The 17,716-nt window shown below is 59.7% G+C and carries 18 protein-coding genes and 1 pseudogene; 4 read left to right on the top strand and 15 right to left on the bottom strand.

Going from position 1 to position 17,716, the window contains the following annotated elements; translation table 11 throughout:
* Positions 1–75 precede the first annotated feature (75 nt).
* Positions 76–135 (top strand): annotated as a pseudogene (locus tag NW862_RS10985) (DUF29 domain-containing protein); the annotation flags it as partial.
* 186 nt (positions 136–321) lie between these two features.
* Here the strand turns inward: NW862_RS10985 and NW862_RS10980 are convergent.
* The 7 genes from NW862_RS10980 to purB form a co-directional block, all read right to left on the bottom strand.
* Positions 322–1,689 (bottom strand): FAD-binding oxidoreductase, encoded by a 1,368-nt coding sequence (locus NW862_RS10980; protein ID WP_414334985.1) that lies wholly within the window; start codon positions 1,687–1,689, stop codon positions 322–324.
* 118 nt (positions 1,690–1,807) lie between these two features.
* A complete protein-coding gene (gene pstB / locus NW862_RS10975; protein ID WP_414334984.1) occupies positions 1,808–2,605 on the bottom strand; it encodes a phosphate ABC transporter ATP-binding protein PstB in 798 nt (265 codons plus the stop codon).
* A 67-nt stretch (positions 2,606–2,672) separates the two neighbouring features.
* Entirely contained in the window at positions 2,673–3,560 is an 888-nt protein-coding gene (gene pstA, locus NW862_RS10970) for a phosphate ABC transporter permease PstA (protein ID WP_414334983.1), read from the bottom strand.
* A gap of 18 nt (positions 3,561–3,578) precedes the next feature.
* Complete coding sequence (pstC, locus tag NW862_RS10965) at positions 3,579–4,550, bottom strand: phosphate ABC transporter permease subunit PstC (protein ID WP_414334982.1); 972 nt, start codon at positions 4,548–4,550, stop codon at positions 3,579–3,581.
* Positions 4,551–4,823: 273 nt separating this feature from the next.
* On the bottom strand, positions 4,824–5,903 hold the full coding sequence (gene pstS, locus NW862_RS10960; protein WP_414427177.1) for a phosphate ABC transporter substrate-binding protein PstS: 1,080 nt from the start codon (positions 5,901–5,903) through the stop codon (positions 4,824–4,826).
* Positions 5,904–6,432: 529 nt separating this feature from the next.
* Positions 6,433–7,413, bottom strand: coding sequence for an aspartate carbamoyltransferase catalytic subunit (locus NW862_RS10955; RefSeq protein WP_414348966.1), 981 nt, complete (start codon positions 7,411–7,413; stop codon positions 6,433–6,435).
* Between the two features lie 9 nt (positions 7,414–7,422).
* Complete coding sequence (gene purB, locus NW862_RS10950) at positions 7,423–8,718, bottom strand: adenylosuccinate lyase (protein WP_414348965.1); 1,296 nt, start codon at positions 8,716–8,718, stop codon at positions 7,423–7,425.
* A 165-nt stretch (positions 8,719–8,883) separates the two neighbouring features.
* On the opposite strand from purB, the gene NW862_RS10945 reads away from it, so the two are divergent.
* Positions 8,884–9,372, top strand: a complete 489-nt coding sequence (locus NW862_RS10945) for a tetratricopeptide repeat protein (RefSeq protein ID WP_414427176.1) — start codon at positions 8,884–8,886, stop codon at positions 9,370–9,372.
* A gap of 42 nt (positions 9,373–9,414) precedes the next feature.
* On the opposite strand, the gene lipB is transcribed toward NW862_RS10945, so the two are convergent.
* Both lipB and trxA read right to left on the bottom strand, forming a co-directional pair.
* Positions 9,415–10,149: a lipoyl(octanoyl) transferase LipB gene (lipB, locus tag NW862_RS10940; RefSeq protein ID WP_414427175.1), complete on the bottom strand. Its 735-nt coding sequence runs from the start codon at positions 10,147–10,149 to the stop codon at positions 9,415–9,417.
* Between the two features lie 21 nt (positions 10,150–10,170).
* Entirely contained in the window at positions 10,171–10,503 is a 333-nt protein-coding gene (trxA, locus tag NW862_RS10935) for a thioredoxin (protein WP_414334976.1), read from the bottom strand.
* A gap of 218 nt (positions 10,504–10,721) precedes the next feature.
* On the opposite strand from trxA, the gene NW862_RS10930 reads away from it, so the two are divergent.
* Entirely contained in the window at positions 10,722–11,990 is a 1,269-nt protein-coding gene (locus tag NW862_RS10930) for a hypothetical protein (protein ID WP_414334975.1), read from the top strand.
* On the opposite strand, the gene NW862_RS10925 is transcribed toward NW862_RS10930, so the two are convergent.
* Genes NW862_RS10925 through NW862_RS10910 form a run of 4 tightly spaced genes read right to left on the bottom strand, consistent with a single transcriptional unit; the run spans position 11,953 to position 15,598 of the window.
* Positions 11,953–13,740 (bottom strand): SulP family inorganic anion transporter, encoded by a 1,788-nt coding sequence (locus NW862_RS10925; RefSeq protein ID WP_414427174.1) that lies wholly within the window; start codon positions 13,738–13,740, stop codon positions 11,953–11,955. The genes NW862_RS10930 and NW862_RS10925 overlap by 38 nt on opposite strands.
* On the bottom strand, positions 13,737–14,312 hold the full coding sequence (locus NW862_RS10920) for a rhodanese-like domain-containing protein (protein WP_414427173.1): 576 nt from the start codon (positions 14,310–14,312) through the stop codon (positions 13,737–13,739). The genes NW862_RS10925 and NW862_RS10920 overlap by 4 nt, the downstream gene beginning before the upstream one ends.
* A gap of 44 nt (positions 14,313–14,356) precedes the next feature.
* Entirely contained in the window at positions 14,357–14,824 is a 468-nt protein-coding gene (locus NW862_RS10915) for a DUF29 domain-containing protein (RefSeq protein WP_414334972.1), read from the bottom strand.
* Between the two features lie 57 nt (positions 14,825–14,881).
* Complete coding sequence (locus NW862_RS10910; protein WP_414348958.1) at positions 14,882–15,598, bottom strand: MBL fold metallo-hydrolase; 717 nt, start codon at positions 15,596–15,598, stop codon at positions 14,882–14,884.
* Between the two features lie 118 nt (positions 15,599–15,716).
* Between NW862_RS10910 and NW862_RS10905 the strand changes: the two genes are divergently transcribed.
* Positions 15,717–16,124 carry an ArsR/SmtB family transcription factor gene (locus tag NW862_RS10905; protein WP_414334970.1) on the top strand — a complete coding sequence of 136 codons (408 nt, stop codon included), beginning with the start codon at positions 15,717–15,719 and terminating at the stop codon, positions 16,122–16,124.
* On the opposite strand, the gene NW862_RS10900 is transcribed toward NW862_RS10905, so the two are convergent.
* Together NW862_RS10900 and arsB are read right to left on the bottom strand one after the other, a co-directional pair.
* Positions 16,091–16,507: a YidH family protein gene (locus NW862_RS10900; RefSeq protein ID WP_414334546.1), complete on the bottom strand. Its 417-nt coding sequence runs from the start codon at positions 16,505–16,507 to the stop codon at positions 16,091–16,093. The genes NW862_RS10905 and NW862_RS10900 overlap by 34 nt on opposite strands.
* A gap of 16 nt (positions 16,508–16,523) precedes the next feature.
* Positions 16,524–17,672, bottom strand: coding sequence for an ACR3 family arsenite efflux transporter (gene arsB, locus NW862_RS10895; RefSeq protein ID WP_414334544.1), 1,149 nt, complete (start codon positions 17,670–17,672; stop codon positions 16,524–16,526).
* Between the last annotated feature and the right edge of the window lie 44 nt (positions 17,673–17,716).

Genomic DNA, 17,716 nt, shown 5'->3' with positions numbered 1-17,716 from the left:
GGGCAGAAGAAGAGACAAAAGCTCTGCTGCCAAGCGGGTGAGGAAACCCCACCCGCCTACGCGGTGGGGTAGTTCATGTGGCAATATCAACCTCAGCGTCGCTCAGAGAGCTGGCTGGATGCCATCACAGATGCGCGAACTCAGCTTGAATTGGCCCTCGAAGATAGCCCCAGCTTGAGGGGATATCTCGGCCTTTCCGGAGACTTGTCCCTATGCTTTGGAGCTGGCCTTGGCAGAAGATTGACTGTCAAGCCCCTCTCCTTTTGGCAGAGGCAACTCAGAGATCGCTGGATATTAGAGGATAAAGCCCTCTCAGCACTTTCAAGCAGAAGCCCGCCCTTGCCAACTGCGCATCTTGCCGGGGTTAAGCAATCCATAGGGATCCACTTCTTCCTTAAAACGGAGCTGGCGCGGATCCATCACTTTGCGACCCCCCTCTTCGATGATGAAAGTGTGGGGATTGGCGATGAAGACTCCCTGCGCCTCGTGATAGCGCATGATCTCGTTGAGGCGTTCTTCCGTTGTAAAGCGCACAATTTGCAGGCCGACCGGGGTAGCCTGCCCCCGGATGCGAATCCACTCCAGGTGCATCAGCACTTCGTCGCCAAAGTGCTCGTACAGGTGCTGCACCACCTTCAGCTCCCGATCGGGCGGAAAAATCGATTGTAGATAGGTCAAATTGGGATCCACGCTGCGGCAGTGCAGGGTGGTGTGGTTCCAAGAGAATTCCCCCAGTGAGATCCCCCTGCTGGCCTCCTGAGCCGTTTTGTTGTAGACCACCTGGCCGCCATGCTCCCGAATGAGCTCCAGCAACGGCTCTAGGCTGTACTCGGCCACCATCAAGAGGGCCACGGCGGATCCCTGGGGCAAGTAGTCCTGCAAGGGGACGAAGTAGCGAGGGATCGGCCAGGCGTGCAGGCTGATGAGTTTCTTCAGGATCCCATCTGCCTCGGCCAGAGCCTGGCCAAAGTGGGCGCAGGGCATAAACCCCCCCTCCGGCGGGAAGGCCACCACCAGCTCCGCCCAAGGATAGGCCGGCGCCAAGGGAATCTCCACCTCGGTGATGATCCCGTTGAGGCCCCAGGCATGGCTGACTTTAAACACGTCGTCTCCCCGCAGCTCCAGGGCCCGCGGCTCCTCTTCGACTGTAATCACCCGCAGCCCTAAGATGTTGCCCCGATCCAGCAGTTGGCCGTAGGTCACAGAGCCGATGCCGCCGCTACCGCCGGCAATGAACCCCCCAATAGTGGCGGTGCGGTAGGTGGAAGGGGCCATACGGATCTCCCAGCCCAGCTCGCGGGTGTGTTTGTCGATGGCCATCAGCTTGGCCCCCGCCTGTACCCGCGCCAAGCCCGGCTTGGCCCAGATTACCTGGTTGAGCTTGCTCATGTCCAGGATCACACCGCCAGCTAGGGGGATGCACTGGCCATAGTTACCGGTACCGGCGCCGCGCACGGTCAGGGGTACTCTCCACTTGGCACAGGCCGCCGCCACCCGCATCACTTCTGCTTCATCGGCAGGGCGCACCACCACTTCCCCGCGCTTGTTGCTCAACTGGCGGCTGAGCACAGGGCTGTAGTGGTAAAAGTCCAGCGACAACTTGGCAACTTGCGCCGGATCGGTGATGGTTTCAAGGTCGGCCAGCTCAGAAAGCAAGGCCTGCAATTTTCCAGAAGCAGCAACGGTCATAGGGATCCCCAATTGGATAGCAGGCTACTTAGACTCCATTGTCTGTGCAAAGGGCCGGCAGAAAGGCTCACCAGAGACAGAAAACGCCTCTCCAGGGGATCCCGACCCGTCCCGAGCATCAGCCGAAGCGGCCCTCTACATAGTCTTTGGTCGCCTCTTTGGCAGGGCTGTTGAAGATCACCTCCGTTCGGTCGAACTCCACCAGTTCGCCCACGCGGTTGGATCCCACCAGCTCCACGCTGAAGAAAGCCGTCATGTCCGAGACGCGGCTGGCCTGCTGCATGTTGTGGGTGACGATAATGATGGTATAGTCCTGCTCCAGCTCCTTCATCAGCTCCTCGATGCGGCGGGTGGAGATGGGATCCAACGCCGAGCAGGGCTCGTCCATGAGGATGACATCCGGCTGTACCGCCAGGGCGCGGGCAATACACAAACGCTGCTGCTGCCCCCCAGACAAAGACTGGCCATTTTCTTTCAACTTGTCTTTCACCTCATCCCAAAGGGCGGCCCGCTTGAGCGAAGTTTCCACCACCTCGTCCAAGTCCACTTTCATCCCCAGCACCCGCGGGCCATAGGCAACGTTGTCGTAGATGCTCTTGGGAAAAGGGTTGGGCTTCTGGAACACCATGCCAATGCGCCGCCGCACCGCCACGGGATCTACGTTTTCGGCGTAGAGGTCTTTGCTGTGGTAGGTAAGTTTGCCCTCCACGCGCGCCCCTGGGATCAAGTCATTGGTGCGGTTAAAGCAGCGCAGGATGGTACTTTTGCCACAGCCAGAAGGCCCGATAAAAGCCGTAATTTGCCGGGCGGGAATATCCATGGTGACGTTTTTCACCGCTAGGTTCGAGCCATAGTAGACGCTCAGGTTTTCCGTTCGGAAGACGTAGGTGGTTGAGTTAGCAGATTGAGTTTTCATGATCCCACTCGCAGAAAGTTCGTCAAGAGGCTAATTCACACCTGGCCGCTGTCCGACAAGGCTTAAACTATCTTCTGGCTTTGTAGACCAGGAAGCGGGCCAGCAAGCTGGCTGCCAAAACAATGGCCAGCAGCACCAGGGCTCCTGCCCATGCCAGCTCCTGCTGCACCTTGAAGGGAATAATTGAGAAGAAGTAAACCATCACCGGCAGGGTAGCCACCGGTCCAAACAGGTTGGTTGACCAGAAATTGTTGTTGAAGGAAGTAAAAAGTAGAGGTGCTGCCTCGCCGGCAGCCCGCGCCAAGGCCAAGATCAAGCCTGTTACAATGGCCGGGGCTGCTGCCGGCAGGACGATGCGCATTGTGGTCTGAAAGCGAGTGGCCCCCAGGCCAACCGAAGCCAAACGCATATCCGGCGACACCAAAAGCAGTGCCTCTTCCGTGGAGCGGATGACAATGGGCAGCATCAACACGCCCAGGGCAACTCCCCCCGAAAAAGCCGAGAAGCCGGATCCCCGCACCACCAAAGCGTAGGCAAACAGGCCGCAGAGAATGGCCGGCACGCCCGTGAGCACGTTACAGGAGAACTTGACCAAGTAGGCCAAGCGGCTGCCGCGGCCAAACTCCGACAGGTAAACGGCCGCTAGGATCCCGAAGGGAAAGCTCAAAGCCGCCCCCGTGGCCAGAACCATTACGCTGCCGACGATAGCGTGGCCAAACCCCCCCTCTGCTAACCCTGGAGCCGGGTAGCGAGTCTCGGTGAGGACGTCCCAGCTTATCCTCTGGATGCCCTCCTTACCGATGTCCCACAGCACCCAAGATAGGGCAGCCATGATGGCGGCCACAAACAGTCCGCTCAGCAGCGTCAAGGCAATGCTCGTGTATCTCCGCAGGGGGGCAACAGCGGCACGGCTAATGTCGATCTCCTCAGGAACAAGCTGGGCTGACTGGGACATGATGACGAGGCTCCTCGGTTACTGCTCCAAGTTTTGAAACTTGCGGATGATGATTTCGGCCATGACGTTAACCAACAGGGTCAGCACCATCAACACCACACCGGCATACATAAGGGCCGACACCTGCAGGCGTCCTGCCTCGCCGAACTGAGAGGCAATCAAGCCAGTAATGGTGGATCCTGGCTGCAGCAGGGAGATGTTGATGCGGTTGGCGTTGCCGGAAATCATTGCTGCCACCATGGTCTCCCCCAAGGCTCGTCCCAATGCCAGCATGATCGAGCTGACAATGCCCGACAGGCCCGCCGGGATCATCACCGTCAAGATCGTCTCCCAGCGGCTGGCTCCCAACGCCAAGGCGCCCTCTTTGAGGCCCCGGGGCAGCGATTCAAGGGTGCTGCGGGTGATGGAAATGATGATGGGGGAAATCATGATCCCCAGCACCATGGCTACAATCAACAGACTGGGGCCTCGGGGAGCCGGGCCGCCGAAGAAAGGGATCCACCCCAGCGTCTGATTGATGGCTCGGAAGATGGGCCGCACCGCCGGAATGAGCACAAAGATGCCCCACAGCCCCAGCACCACACTGGGAATGGCCACGATCAGCTCAATGGCAAAGGCAATCGGCGCCGTTATCCACTTGGGGGCAAAATCTTCCGTCAAGAAAATGGCGGTGCCGATGCCCAGAGGAATGGCAAAAATCAGGGCCACCAGAGAGGTCATCAAACTGCCGTAGATCTGGGGCAACACCCCATAGATGTTTTCCACCGGGTTCCAGCGGCTGGTGACCAGAAAGCCCAAGCCAAACTGGCGCATGGCCGGCAGGGCTGCCTCAGTGGTCTGCACGATCACCCAAATGAGAATGATGCCGGCAAACCCTGCCAGCACCAAAGTTAGGCGGACAAAACCCACGTCGAGGGCGCGGGAAACATCCATTTTCTTTTCAATAGCAACATCCGTTGATAAGTCGTAGTCTCTGGCTGCCGAAGTCATAGGATCCCCGCTGTGGCAATTCTACTGGTGGGCAGATTGTGGCAAAACCTCTCTCACCCTACATTCCATCGGTGTTGCAGTTGTCTGTGTCCTGGCCAACAGTGAACACCAAAAGCTTGTTGGACTCAGACTGGTGACAACGTCAAAAGTCAGTGCCGACAGAACTTTTACCCGTTAAAAATCAGCAAAGCGGCAAGCCAGTAGCCAACAGGAAGAGCACAGCCTCTTGTTGACCACTGGCCCTCAACTAACACCTTTCAACAGGACAGCAACTCATCGCTTCGCGTTGGGGTTGACCTTGATCTTATCCAGCTCGGCGAAGATCCGCTGGATGGCCGGCTCCGGCATGGGGATGTAGTCCAGTTCTTTGGTGATGGCTTGGCCCTCTGGCCCCTGCGTCCACTTGATGGATTCCACCAGCTTCTTCAGCTTTTGCTCGTCAGGATATTCGCGGTAGAGCATCACCCAGAACAAACCAACGATGGGGTAGTCGTCAGGCCCTTCGGGATCCGGCACCAGCAGGGCAAAATCTTCGGGCAGGGGAGCGTTGAGGGCAGAAGTAGCCCGCTCAGGAGAAAACTCGACAATCTTGCCCGCTTTGTTTTCTATGCGAGCAGTAGTCAGTTGCTCCAGCTTGGCAAAGGACTGGTTCACATAGCCAATTGCCCCTTGCTCCTGCTTGATGGTGGCGGCTACCCCTTCGTTGCCCTGGGCACCGATGCCAACCGGCCACTCCACCGTGGTTCCCACGCCGCCCTTCCAGTTGGGGCAAGCAGCGTTGATGTGGTTGCTGAACACGAAGGTCGTCCCAGAGCCGTCGGAGCGGTGCACCCAGGTGATGTCCAGCGCGGGCAGCCGACTTGCCAGGTTGGGGTTTTGGGCCTTGATGCGAATGTCGTCCCAGCGGGTGATTTCGCCGGTAACAATGCCACAGTAGGTTTCCCGCTTGAGCACGAGCTCTTTGTCGCCGATGCCGGGCAGGTTGTAGGCAAATTCAATGGCGCCCCCCGCCAGAGGCAGTTGCAGGGGCTCGTAGCCGTATTTCTCTTTGAAGCTCTTGTAGCGAGAGGCGTTGTACTTTTCGGTCATCGGACCCTCGGAAGCACCGAAGTCCACCGTGCCGTTGATGTATTGCTCCAGACCGGCACCGCTCCCAACAGACTGGTAGCTGACTTGCACATTGGGATCTACGGTGCGATTGTAGGCATCAAACCAGCGCTGCAGCAGCGGCGCAGCGAAGGTAGCACCTGCGCCAGAGATTTGCACGGTTTGGGCTTGGGCCGGGGCCAGCGCCAGGGCTCCCACCGCCAGAGCCGCGATAGAAGAAACAGAAGCAGAGAGCAGAGATCGCATAAGAAAGAAATGTCTGATTTTAATCGACGCCTATAACTCTACAACCTCAAGGTTAAGAGTAGAATATGTTAAGGTTAAGTTTAGGTTAAGCCAGAAGAAAAAGTCGGTGTCTTTCTAAATGAGATGATTGCTATGAGCTCTTGATTTTTTACCTGGTGATTTGCTTGGGTTTAGATAGCAGCAAAAAATGATCCTGGAGCTCAGGATCTGTGAAAAGCTTATTTTGCAAGGCTTTTAGCTTGTCTTAGACTTGGCTAGGTGACCTCGATCCAAATAAAAGATGATGCTGGCCAGCCAGAAAAAAAGTTTGAACAGAAGATAAGTTGCGCAGAACCTAGAGCAGAAAGCTGCCCCAAATCTTGCCAAGCTTATATAGGCTTATGTAGGGTTCAATGTGTCCAAAAGAGCCCCCGCAAGAGCTTCTTTCTTGCTTTTGCGGAGAGCGTTGAGTTGGCTAGAAGAGTAACCTCAGCACTCTAGACGTCAAGCAGCTCCTCAAGTTCCCCGACCAGAGGGGAAAGGGGGAGGTCTAAGCCGGGATCCGCCCGCCGCCCATCAGGTACAGCAAAGCCATGCGCACCGCCACGCCGTGGGCAACTTGCCGCTCGATGAGGTTGAGGCTGGGATCCTCCATCACTTCAGAACTCAGTTCCACGCCGCGGTTGACTGGGCCGGGGTGGAGAACCCTCACCTCGGGGTGGCACAGGCGCAGCCGCTGCTGGGTGAGGCCGAAAAGGTGGTGGTATTCCTGCAGGCTGGGGATGAGGAATTCGCTCATCCGCTCCCGTTGCAGGCGCAGGGCGATGACGAAGCGGGCTCCTGCTAGGGCCGGCTCCAACTGCCAGTGCACCGGCAGAGTATGGCCGGGCACAAACTGGGCAAAGTCTTTGGGCAACAGGGTGGGCGGGCCGGCCAAGTGGACGTCTGCGCCAGCGGCCACTAGAGCATAGATGTTGGAGCGGGCTACCCGCGAGTGGAGGATGTCACCGACAATGGCCACCTTCACCCCCTGCAGCAGCTCGAGGCGAGGTCGCTGCGGATCCAGGTGGCTACAGAGGGTAAATAGATCCAGCAAAGCTTGAGTGGGATGTTCGTGCAGGCCGTCCCCCGCATTTAGCACCCCCGCTGGGGATCCGCGGCGATTGATCTCGGCGGCCAACTGCTGCGGCACCCCGGCCTGGGCGTGGCGGACGATGAGCACGTCGGATCCCATGGCCAAAAAGGTGCGAGCCGTATCCAAAATGGTTTCCCCCTTGCTTAGCGAAGAGGTGCCGGGGGAAAAGTTGAGCACATCCGCTGACAGGCGCTTGGCCGCCAGCTCAAAGCTGTTGCGGGTGCGGGTGGAAGGCTCGAAAAACAGCGTCACCACCACCTTCCCCTGCAGGGTGGGCACCTTGGGCAGCCGCCGGGTCAGCACTTCCTGAAAGCTGGCGGCGGTTTGCAAGACAATTTGATACTCTTCGCGGGTAAAGTCCGCCAGCCCCAAGACATGTTGCCGCTGCCAAGCCATAGGGGATCCTCAAATGCCCAAGCGGGCAAAGATCTCGTCCAGGTGGGTGAGGTGCCGCCGTGGGTCAAAGCAGGCCTGCAGCTCCGCCTCGCTCAGGTGGGCCATTACTCTGGGATCCGCCAGCAGATTGGCGTGGAAATCTCCGCCGGCTTGGTTCCAGGCGCGGTGGGCATTTTCCTGCACCAGGCGGTAGGCTTCCTCACGGCTCAAGCCCTTCTCCACCAAAGCCAAAAGCACCTGCTGGCTAAAGACAACACCACCGTAGAGGGTGAGGTTGCGCTCCATGTTGGCAGGGTAAACCTGCAGGTGGCGCACCAGATCTGCCATGTTGACCAGTAGGTAGTGGCAGAGGATGGAGGCATCGGGCAGGATGACCCGCTCTACAGAGCTATGGGAAATATCCCGCTCATGCCAGAGGGGAATGTTTTCCAGGGCCGAGACAGCATACCCCCGCAAGAGGCGGGCAATTCCCGTCAGTTGTTCAGACTTGATGGGGTTGCGCTTGTGGGGCATGGCGGAGGATCCCTTTTGGCCGGGGGCAAAGTGCTCCTCAACCTCCAGCACCTCTGTCCGCTGTAGGTGGCGGATCTCGGTGGCAAAGCGCTCCAGAGAAGAGCCAATCAAAGCCAAGGTCTGCACATACTCAGCGTGGCGATCGCGGGAGATCACCTGCGTCGAGGCCGTATCCGGTTTGAGGCCTAAGCGGGCGCAGGCCAACTGTTCCACCTGGGGGGGCACATTGGCGTAGGTACCCACGGCGCCGGAGATCTTGCCCACGGCGACCACCTCCCGCAGGCGTGTCAGGCGCTCCTGATGGCGCAGGCACTCGGCCAGCCAGCCGGCCAGCTTAAAGCCAAAGGTAATGGGCTCGGCATGGACGCCATGGGTGCGGCCCATCATCAAGGTGTAGCGGTGTCGGCGGGCCTGCTCACGCAAAGCAGCGATGAGGTCGGCCAGCCGAGCTTGCAAGATCTCAACCGAGGCTACAAGCTGCAGGGCCAAGGCTGTGTCCAACACATCCGAGCTGGTCAAGCCCAGGTGGATGTAGCGCCCCGCCTCGCCCACATGCTCGTTGAGGTTGGTCAAGAAGGCAATAACATCGTGCTTGACTTCCGCCTCGATTGCCAAAACCCGCGCCGGGTCAAAGGCAGCTTTGGCTTTGATCTCCTGCAGAGCCTCTTGAGGGATCCGCCCCAGCTCCGCCTGCGCCTCACAGACGGCCAGCTCTACTTGTAGCCAGGTCTGGAGCTTGTGGGCGGTGGACCAAATCTGGCCCATTTCTGGCAGAGTGTAGCGCTCGATCAAGGTGCCTTTTCCGTCAGTACGATAGGATAAGCCAAGCTATTTTAGCTAATCCGCCTCTCATCCCGGGTCCAAAGCGGGGCTTCTCGGCGGGTTGGTTAAGTGCAAGGATGGCCCCTCTTGCGGGCAGTCTATACTGGACTGGGTTGGGATCCTCAGCGGAGCACGATGAAGCGGCGATGGGGAAGGGTGGCTCTGATGGGTTGCTTGGCGGCATTCCTGGCTCCTGCCCCCGCCCTCTCTTTGCCCACCTCCCCCACTCCTCCTGAGAAGACCTCCACCCGAAGCTCTGCTTCCGAGTTTAACTGGCAGGGATCCCTCAAGTTGCTGCGCGGGGATCCGGTGGCGGCTTTGGCCGATCTGGATCGGGCAGTGGAGTTGGATCCCACCTATGCACCGGCCTACGTTAACCGCAGCTACGTTTACAACCAGTTGCGCCAGCCCCAAAAGGCCTTAGCCGATGCGGAGCGGGCCATCCAGTTGGATCCGGGGATCCCAGAGGCCTACTTTAGCCGCGGCGTGGCCCACCTGCAACTGGGGGAGCGAGAGGCTGCCATGGCTGCCTTTCGCCAGGCCTTGGCTCTTTTTTCCCAAAGCGGCAATTTTGCTGACCAAGCCATCCTGCAGCAACTGCTGCGCCAGTTGGGGGTGGAGTAGTCGCCCTTGGATTAATCCAGGACCATCTCGGATTTAGACAAACTAAGGAGGCTCTCCCAACCACTCGGCCAGGGAAACTGCCTGGGCCTGCAGCCCGAAGACATGACAAAAAGATTGCACCAACACTGGGGCTACGGCAGCCATTGTTACCCCCGGACAAAACTGCACCAGGGATCCCACCGGGCGATCGGGGATCCCACAGGGCACGATGGCCGCGAAGGCAGGCAGATCCGGACAGACGTTGAGGGCAAAGCCGTGGTAGGTAACCCAGCGGGAGACCTTGATGCCGATGGCCGCCACCTTGTGGCCTTGCACCCAAACCCCTGTCAGGCCAGGGATCCGCTCCCCCCGCAGGCCAAAGTGGGCTACGGTCTGGATGAGCACCTCTTCTAGGTGGCGCAGGTAGCAGTGCAGATCCGGCTGGCCATGGGAGCCGTAGACAGTCCTATGGCGCTTTAGGTTCAGTAGGGCATAGCCCACCCACTGGCCCGGCCCGTGGTAGGTCACCTCGCCGCCCCGCTCCACCCGCAGAATCTCCGGCCCCTCAGGAGCAGGGGACTCTGGCTGAGTATCCGGAGATCCTATCCGTCCAGCCAGGCTTTTGAGAAACTTGGGATCGGCCCCTGCCCCCAGGGTGTAGACCGGCGGGTGGGTGAGCAACAAAAGCCCATCCGGCACCTCAGGATCGCGGATCATCCGGGCCAACCGGGCCTGCTGCCAAGCCCAAGCGGTGCGGTAGGGCACCTCTCCTGCCAGGTGAACTTGGAGAAGCGGCACAGGCTCCAACCCTTGCCCAGATCAGGCCACCGGTAAGTTGACCTGGGCCCGTAGCCGCTCGAGCAGAGCTCGGGGATGTAGCAGCCCTTCAATGCGGTCAACCGGCTTCCCGTCTTTAAACAGGATCAGAGTTGGCACGGCGTAGATCCCCCAGCGGGCAGCGATGTTGGGGTACTTTTCGGTGTCGACCTTAACAAAGGAGATGGCGTCCCCCACTTGGGGCTTCACCTGCTCCAACACCTGGGCCATGACCTGACAGGGACCACACCAGGTGGCGTAAAAATCCACCAGAATGGGAGTTTTGGATCCCTGGATCATATCGTCAAAGCTTTTGAACTGCTGTTTGTGGGCCATGGGCGACCTCCGCAGGATGCTGTAGAAAAACTTAGAATGCAACCTATTTGTAGTCTAAATGTTTGAGATGGAAATGTGGGTAGAGATTCTGCGACCGCTTGCTGTCGGTTTCCCGGTAGGATGACTAGGGCTTGGTCGGTACCTGTAGTCTAAAGGGCGGGCTGGACGGAAGGGGCAGGCTTTAGCAGGGCTTAACGATTGCAAGGAGTGGGATCCCGATGGCAACAATCCGGATGGTGAGCCGAGGTGTGGTGGCCGGCGTATTGGCTGGGGTGGTCTTGAGCCTCTGGGGGATCTGGCGTTGGCTGGGGGATCCCTCAGGCTGGATTCAGGTGGTGGCCGGGCTGCTCTTGAGTTTGGCGACGGTGCTGTACTGGCGGAAGACCCGCCCCGCCGACTGCCTGGTGGTGGAGCCGCAGAGCTGGCACCTCAACCGCCTCAGCCCCGATCACTGGCTGATCCAGGCGGAGTTCGTGGCCCGCAACCTCAACCCCATCTTTGAGGTCACCTTGGCCCAGGTGCAGCCGCGACTGCATTTGCTCAGTGCCAGCTCCATCGAAGGGATCCAAACCCAGATCCGCCTGCGCTCCCGCCATGTGGATCTGCCCCCTCGCCAGGACAACTACTGGCAGGCCTACATCATTACCCCCCAAAGCCAGACCGGCTTGGAAGTGGAGATCGAGCTGAGGGGGGAAGGGCTGGCAGATTTGCGCTCGGCCTGGCTGGAGCTGGACTACGTCCAGTACGGGCGGCAGCGGCGCACCCTTAAGACTAGCCACCTAATCCTGCCCTTGCAGGAAGTGGATCCCTTGCCGGAGCTGGCCTGGCAGCAGCAGGGGCCGGTGAGTTGGGCTGCCATTCCCACCCCTCTGCTTACCCCCAGCGATGACCTTGCCGAGGTGCTGCAGCGCTACGTGGGCCCTCACATCCAGCCCGGTGATATCGTGGCCATCTCGGAAAGCGCGGCGGCCATCGTCCAGGGCCACTTTCGCCATCCCCTGCAGGTGCAGCCTGGCTGGCTAGCCCGCACCCTCTGCTACTTCTTCCCCTCCAAGACCAGTCTCTCAAGCTGCTACGGGATGCAGACGCTGATCGACTGCTCGGGAGCCTGGCGGGTGCTGGGGGCTTTTGTTGTCGGATCCCTGGCCAAGTTGTTGGGGATCCCAGGGGTGTTCTATGCCCTGGCGGGGGAGCAGGCCGACCTCATCGACGATGTCACCGGCACCTTGCCCCCCTACGACCAGTTCATCGTCTTGGGGCCGCGGCATCCAGCTAAGCTGGTGGCCGAGCTCCACGCCCAGACTGGCTACGAGGTGGCCATTGTGGATGCCAATGACCTAGGTGAGGTAAGCGTTCTGGCGGCCAGCCCAGGGGTGGAGCGGGAGCTGGTGGAGCAGGCGCTGCGCAAGAACCCGGCGGGCAATGCAGCGGAGCAGACCCCCCTGGTGCTCATCCGGAAGCGGCTGCCGGCATCGCCTGGGATTTGAGTGCCTGCATCGCCTGGTGGGTCGACAAGAAAAAGCGCTCAGCGCCCACTTTCTCCACAAACCCCACCCTTTTGAGGCAATCCATCACCGGCCCCTTCACCTCGGCCAGGGCAAAGCCCACCCCCATCTGGTGCAGACGTTCCACCAATTCGGTCAGGGCCTCCAGAGCGCTGCCGTCGATGAAGTTAATGGCGCTGGCCACCAGCAGCACCTGTTCCACTGCTGGCCGCGCTGCTACCTCTTGCAGAATGTACTCCTGCAGGTAGGCGGCGTTGGCAAAAAACAGGCTCTCATCCACTCGCACCGCCAAGATGCGCGGATCGGTAATCACCTCATGGCGCAGCACGTTGCGGTAGTGCTCGGTGCCCGGCACCTGGCCAACAATGGCAATGTGGGGGCGACTGGCCCGCCAGAGGAAGAGGAGAAGGGAGACCAGCACCCCCAGCCCAATCCCCCGCTCCACCCCAATCGCCAACACGCTGGCAAAGGTGAGCAGCCAAACGAGGGCATCGCCGCGGTCGTAGCGCCAGCTCTGCAGCAGGGGGTGAAAATCCACCAGTCCCAGCACCGCCACCAGCACAACGGCAGCTAGGGTGGCCTGGGGCAGGAAAGTAAACAAGGGCATCAGCCAGATCATGGCCAGGGCTATCAGGGATCCCGTAATGACCGAGGCCAGACCGCTGTTGGCCCCCGCCTGAGCATTCACCACCGAGCGGCTGATCCCACCCGTGACCGGAAAGCCACCGCTGACGGCTGCTGCCACGTTGGCCACTCCCAGGGCCACCAGATCCTGGTTGGGATCCACTTTCTGCCGCCGCTTGCTGGCCAGGGCCTGGGCCATGGCATAACTTTCCGTAAAGCCCACCAAGCTGAGGGTTAGGGCGGTGGGCAGCAGGGATCCCCATTCTGGCCAGCTCAGTTGGGGAAACGTCAGCGGTGGCAGGCCAGCCGGAATGGATCCCACCACTGCCACCCCCGCTCTCTCCGAGAGGTTTAGCCCCCAAACCAGCAGGGTGGTTAAGAAAACGGCCGCCAGGGGAGCACTCTTGGTGAGCAGCAACTCCCAGAGGGGCGGGATCCCCCAGCGGCGCAGTTGCGCCGGCAGCTTCTGCTGGGCGTACACCAACAGGGCGATGGACAACAGCCCCAGCCCCAGGGTGGCCCAGTTGACCCCATCCAGGCTCTGCCACAGCCGTTGCACTAGCAGCCAGAAGGACTCGCTGTTGGCAATCTTCACCCCCAGCAGATGGCGGAGCTGGCTAAGGGCAATGATTAGGGCTGCGGCACTGCTAAAGGCCGTTATAACCGAGTGGCTCAGGAAATTGGCCAAAAACCCCAGGCGCAACAGCCCTACCCCTAGCTGGATCAGGCCCGCTTCCAGAGCTAAGCCCAGCGCCAACTGGCCATACTCCGGGCTGCCCGGCTCGGCCAGCGGCTCCAAACCCGAGGCTACCAGCAGGGCGATGATGGCCACCGGCCCCACCGACAAAGCCCGGCTGGATCCCAGGAAGCCGTAGGCGATCACCGGCAGGATGCTGGCGTAGAGGCCTGTCTCGGGGGGCAGGCCGGCCAGCAGCGCGTAGGCCATGCTCTGGGGCACCAACAGGATGGCCGAGACCACCCCGGCAATGAGATCCCCCGGCAGATCCTCTCGCTGGTAGCGAAGCCACCACAGGGAATCCTTGGCCAAGGGCAGGTAGCGCGCCCAAACCCCCTGCTTTGGGGAAGAGGCGGACGGGATCCCGCTCATAGCGTCTGACCCCGGTTCCAGGGCAGGCGGGCCAAAAGCAGCGCCAGGCCACAGGTGTTGGTGATCCCGGCAAACACCAGCCCCGCCCCCACAAAGCCACTCAATACCAGCCAGCCGGGATGGACAAAGGCTCCCAGCAGGGTTCCTACAAGCACCAGGGATCCCGCTGTAATCTGCGCCTGTCGCATTACCGAGATGGGCGCGTTGCGGGTGCGGGTGGTGGGCAGCTTGGCGGCCTTCCACGCTTCGATCCCACCTTTGAGGCTAATGGCTTCCGGCCAGCCGTATTCGAGCAACTGACAGCCGGCACGGATGGAGCGGCTGCCCATGCGGCACTGCAGCACCACCGGCTTTTCCGGCGTCGAGATCGGCACCTTGGCGGGGTCAAAGGTAGATAGAGGCATGTTGATCGCCCCCGGGATCCGCTCGTCGTGGTATTCTGCCGGCTCCCGCACGTCAATGAGCTGTACCCGCCCTTGATCCAGCCACTGCTTTAAAGTCCAAGCGTCGATCTCCTTGAGACGGGGATCCCGTTCCTGCTGAGCTGTAGGATTTTGTTGAGCTACGGTCATGGTTTCTTCCTTGCTTCTAGGGTTGTTGTAAGACTTAGGGATTTCTAATCTTCCTCCTCCAGCAACCTGCTGGGCTCGCCAGGATAAAACTGGCTATCCAGGATTTGCTCGGGAGAGTAAGGGCAGGTCTGGGGAAAAGTCTTTCTGGGCAGCTTGGTCTCTTCTAGAGCCAGTTGGAGCGCCCTCAGGTAAGACTTGGAGATGGCCTCCGGCAAATAGGGCCTCAGGCTTGGGTTTTCCTCCAGCAGATCCAGAACTTCCTGCCGCTGCACCTGTAGGGTAAGAAGCCAGCTTACCGATCTGGCCTGCGGCTGATACTCCCACTTGAGGAGGTGCCCCACCAAAACCCCCAGCCGGTTACGCAGCTCTTGCCGCTGTTGCCTGCCCAACGATTCCATCTCCTCAATCAAATGGGGCAGATCTAGCTTCTCCCAAGCCCGCTCCCGCAGAAATTGGGCTTGTTGCTGAGTCCAAGCATAGAAATCCCTCTCATAGAGATGTTTGGGATCCACTCTCAACCCTCCCCTTTCTGACGGGCCGCCTGAGAGAAGTCTAGCCAGCCCTAGCAACTAAACTGCGGCTGCCACTTGGCCGCACTGCTCGTTGGCCGGCACCGCTTCCTGGATCTTCTTGGGCTGCGGCAGGTTGAGGCTGTTCATCAGGGCAATAAAGCTCTCCCGCGAGCGCAGCTTACCGGTTTCCGGATCCACGAAGCGGGGGTTCCAGCGCTTCTCTTCACCAATGGTGGAGACGGTGTGTCCCCGGTAGTCATGGCCGGGATAGACCAGCGTCTCGTCCGGCAGGGTAAACAGGTGCTGCGTCACGTGGTCGTACATCAAGCCGGGATCCCCACTTTGGAAATCGGTGCGCCCGCAGCCGCGAATGAGCAGGGCATCGCCGGTCAGAACGCGATCCCCATTGACGCGGTAGGTCATGTGGCTGTCGGTGTGGCCCAGGGTGGCGATGGCCTCGATGACAATGGATCCCACCTGCAGCGTTTCCCCATGGCCGATGAAGCGGTCGGCACATTGTGCCTTGGCCTGAACCGGCACCACCCCTTGGCAGCCGCTCAACTCCCGCAGCTTGCCGGTGCCGGTGATGTGGTCGGCGTGAACGTGGGTCTCCAGGCAGTACTTCAAGGTCAGACCCAGCTCTTGAATTAACTTCCAGTCCCGCTCCACCTGCTCCAACACCGGATCCACCAGTACGGCCTCGCGGGTGTCTGGGTCTGCGATTAAATAAGTGTAGGTGCTCGTCTCGGAGTCGAACAGTTGGCGAAATAGCATGCTGCCCTCCTGTCTGTTGACAAAACCCGAAAGCGATCCGAATTCGGGTCTCTAGAGCTACTATATAACTATTTAGTGTTAAAATCAAGCTACCACCTCCCTCAAGACAGAACAGACTATGGATTGGGACAAGCTCGTGAAAGGTGGCAAAGACGAGTGCCAGTTGACCCTGACGCCGGAAGTGCTGACCAGCGTGGCGGAGTACTTCAAGGTTTTGGCGGAGCCCAGCCGGCTGCAGATCCTGTGTCAGTTGCGCTCGGGGCCCAAGAACGTTACCCAAATCCTAGAGGCCACCGGCATGGGCCAGGCCAACGTCTCCAAACATCTCAAGATCCTGGCGCAGGCAGGGATCGTCAGCCGCGAGCCCAGGGGCGTGAGCGTCTACTACCAAATTGCGGATCCCATCTGTTTTGAGCTGTGCGAGGTGGTGTGCAAGCAGTTAATCAAGCGCCTCAAGCAGCAGGCTCAGCAACTGGAACCCCTGGCGGCCCTTCACTCCGGCAGGCTGAGCCGCGGAGGTTCCTGAGGGCGGGGACGGCGCAGCAGCAGGGGAAGGCTCAGCAGCCCAAACAGGGCCACAACGGCAGCCATGATCCAGATGAGGAAACGGCTGGGGCGAAAGTCGCCTGCCTCGATTTGCCGCATCACCTGGTTGTAGCGCCAAGCAGAAAGGCCGATCATCAGGATTCCAAAGATCACCAACAGGAGGCCCAAGTTCTGGGCACTCAGGAGGCCGTGCGCCGCGGCGGGCTGCTCAGGGGAGTGGGCGGCTTCAATCTGCCGCAGAAATAAGCTGAAGCGGGCGAGGGCAAAGCCAAAGGCAATGAGAGCCACAGAGGTGCGCAGCCAGGCCAGAAAGGTGCGCTCATTGGCCTGGTGTTCCCGTTGGCGATCTGGGGGCAAGTTCATGGGCTACAGGGATCCCTCAAGGGCTGATTTTAAGACAGCGGGGATCCGGCAAGCTGGCCTTCTCCGGCTGGCGGGGAAAATAAAAGGCGGTGCGTTTACATACTTCCACCAGCATCAGCATCACCGGCACCTCAATCAGCACCCCTACGACGGTGGCCAGGGCGGCCCCGGAGTTCAAGCCAAACAACACCACCGCCGTTGCAATGGCCACCTCGAAGTGATTGCTGGCGCCGATTAAAGCCGCCGGAGCGGCATCCTCATAGCACAAGCCCAGTTTCTGGGCTGCCACATAGGTGAGGCCAAAAATAAGGTTGGTCTGCACAAAAAGCGGCACTGCAATCAACAAAATGTGGAAGGGATTTTCCACAATGAGATCCCCTTTAAAAGCAAAAAGCAGCACCAGCGTCACCAGCAAGGCGGTGATGGCAATGGGGTTGAGGTAGCGCAAAAAAGCTTTCTCAAACCATTCCCGGCCCTTGGTTTTAAGAATCCAATAGCGAGAGGCTGCTCCTGCAACTAGCGGTAGGCCCACGTAGATGGCCACGGATAGCAAAATGGTTTGCCAGGGCACCGTTAAATCGCTCATGGCCAGCAGCCAGCGGCCCAGCGGCGCGTAGAGGAAAAGCATGGTTAAAGAGTTCACCGCCACCATCACCAGGGTGTGGCCTTGGTTGCCATAGCTGAGATAGCCCCACATCAGCACCATCGCAGTGCAGGGGGCAATGCCCAGCAAAATGGCCCCGGCAATGTAGGAGTTGCTGAGGCTCACTTCTGTACCGCGGATCATTTCCGTGCCGGTTATCCAAGGGGCAAACAGCCACCCCAAGAAAAACTGGGCAATCACCACCATGGTAAAAGGCTTCACCAGCCAGTTCACCCCCAGGGTCAACAGCACCGGTTTGGGCGATTGCAAGGCATGGGCTGCCTGGCCAAAATCAATTTTCACCATGATGGGATACATCATGAAAAACAGGCAGACGGCAATGGGAATGGAGACCTGATAGAGGCTCAGGGCATCCAGCGCCTCTGCCAGGCCCGGAAACCATCGACCCAACAGGATCCCGGCAACAATACACAGAGCCACCCAAAGGGTGAGATAGCGCTCAAAAAAACTCAGGGATCCGCCGCCGGGGAGAGCTTTGGGGTCAGATTCGGTGAGAGCCATGGGAAAAGCCGAAAACTGCAGGCGAGAAAACGCAGGTTGTCGAG

Source organism: Synechococcus sp. H55.8 (assembly GCF_047462375.1).
In the GTDB taxonomy this organism is placed as follows: Bacteria; Cyanobacteriota; Cyanobacteriia; order Thermostichales; family Thermostichaceae; genus Thermostichus.
Note: the sequence above shows the minus strand (reverse complement) of the source record. Positions and strands in the feature narration are given on the sequence as shown.

Excerpts from the sequence above, each read along its gene's own strand:
- NW862_RS10980 (WP_414334985.1), bottom strand. The coding sequence starts at position 1,689 with ATGACCGTTGCTGCTTCTGGAAAATTGCAGGCCTTGCTTTCTGAGCTG.
- pstB (WP_414334984.1), bottom strand. The coding sequence starts at position 2,605 with ATGAAAACTCAATCTGCTAACTCAACCACCTACGTCTTCCGAACGGAA.
- pstA (WP_414334983.1), bottom strand. The coding sequence starts at position 3,560 with ATGTCCCAGTCAGCCCAGCTTGTTCCTGAGGAGATCGACATTAGCCGT.
- pstC (WP_414334982.1), bottom strand. The coding sequence starts at position 4,550 with ATGACTTCGGCAGCCAGAGACTACGACTTATCAACGGATGTTGCTATT.
- pstS (WP_414427177.1), bottom strand. The coding sequence starts at position 5,903 with ATGCGATCTCTGCTCTCTGCTTCTGTTTCTTCTATCGCGGCTCTGGCG.
- NW862_RS10955 (WP_414348966.1), bottom strand. The coding sequence starts at position 7,413 with ATGGCTTGGCAGCGGCAACATGTCTTGGGGCTGGCGGACTTTACCCGC.
- NW862_RS10945 (WP_414427176.1), top strand. The coding sequence starts at position 8,884 with ATGAAGCGGCGATGGGGAAGGGTGGCTCTGATGGGTTGCTTGGCGGCA.
- trxA (WP_414334976.1), bottom strand. The coding sequence starts at position 10,503 with ATGGCCCACAAACAGCAGTTCAAAAGCTTTGACGATATGATCCAGGGA.
- NW862_RS10930 (WP_414334975.1), top strand. The coding sequence starts at position 10,722 with ATGGCAACAATCCGGATGGTGAGCCGAGGTGTGGTGGCCGGCGTATTG.
- NW862_RS10925 (WP_414427174.1), bottom strand. The coding sequence starts at position 13,740 with ATGAGCGGGATCCCGTCCGCCTCTTCCCCAAAGCAGGGGGTTTGGGCG.
- NW862_RS10920 (WP_414427173.1), bottom strand. The coding sequence starts at position 14,312 with ATGACCGTAGCTCAACAAAATCCTACAGCTCAGCAGGAACGGGATCCC.
- NW862_RS10910 (WP_414348958.1), bottom strand. The coding sequence starts at position 15,598 with ATGCTATTTCGCCAACTGTTCGACTCCGAGACGAGCACCTACACTTAT.
- NW862_RS10905 (WP_414334970.1), top strand. The coding sequence starts at position 15,717 with ATGGATTGGGACAAGCTCGTGAAAGGTGGCAAAGACGAGTGCCAGTTG.
- NW862_RS10900 (WP_414334546.1), bottom strand. The coding sequence starts at position 16,507 with ATGAACTTGCCCCCAGATCGCCAACGGGAACACCAGGCCAATGAGCGC.
- arsB (WP_414334544.1), bottom strand. The coding sequence starts at position 17,672 with ATGGCTCTCACCGAATCTGACCCCAAAGCTCTCCCCGGCGGCGGATCC.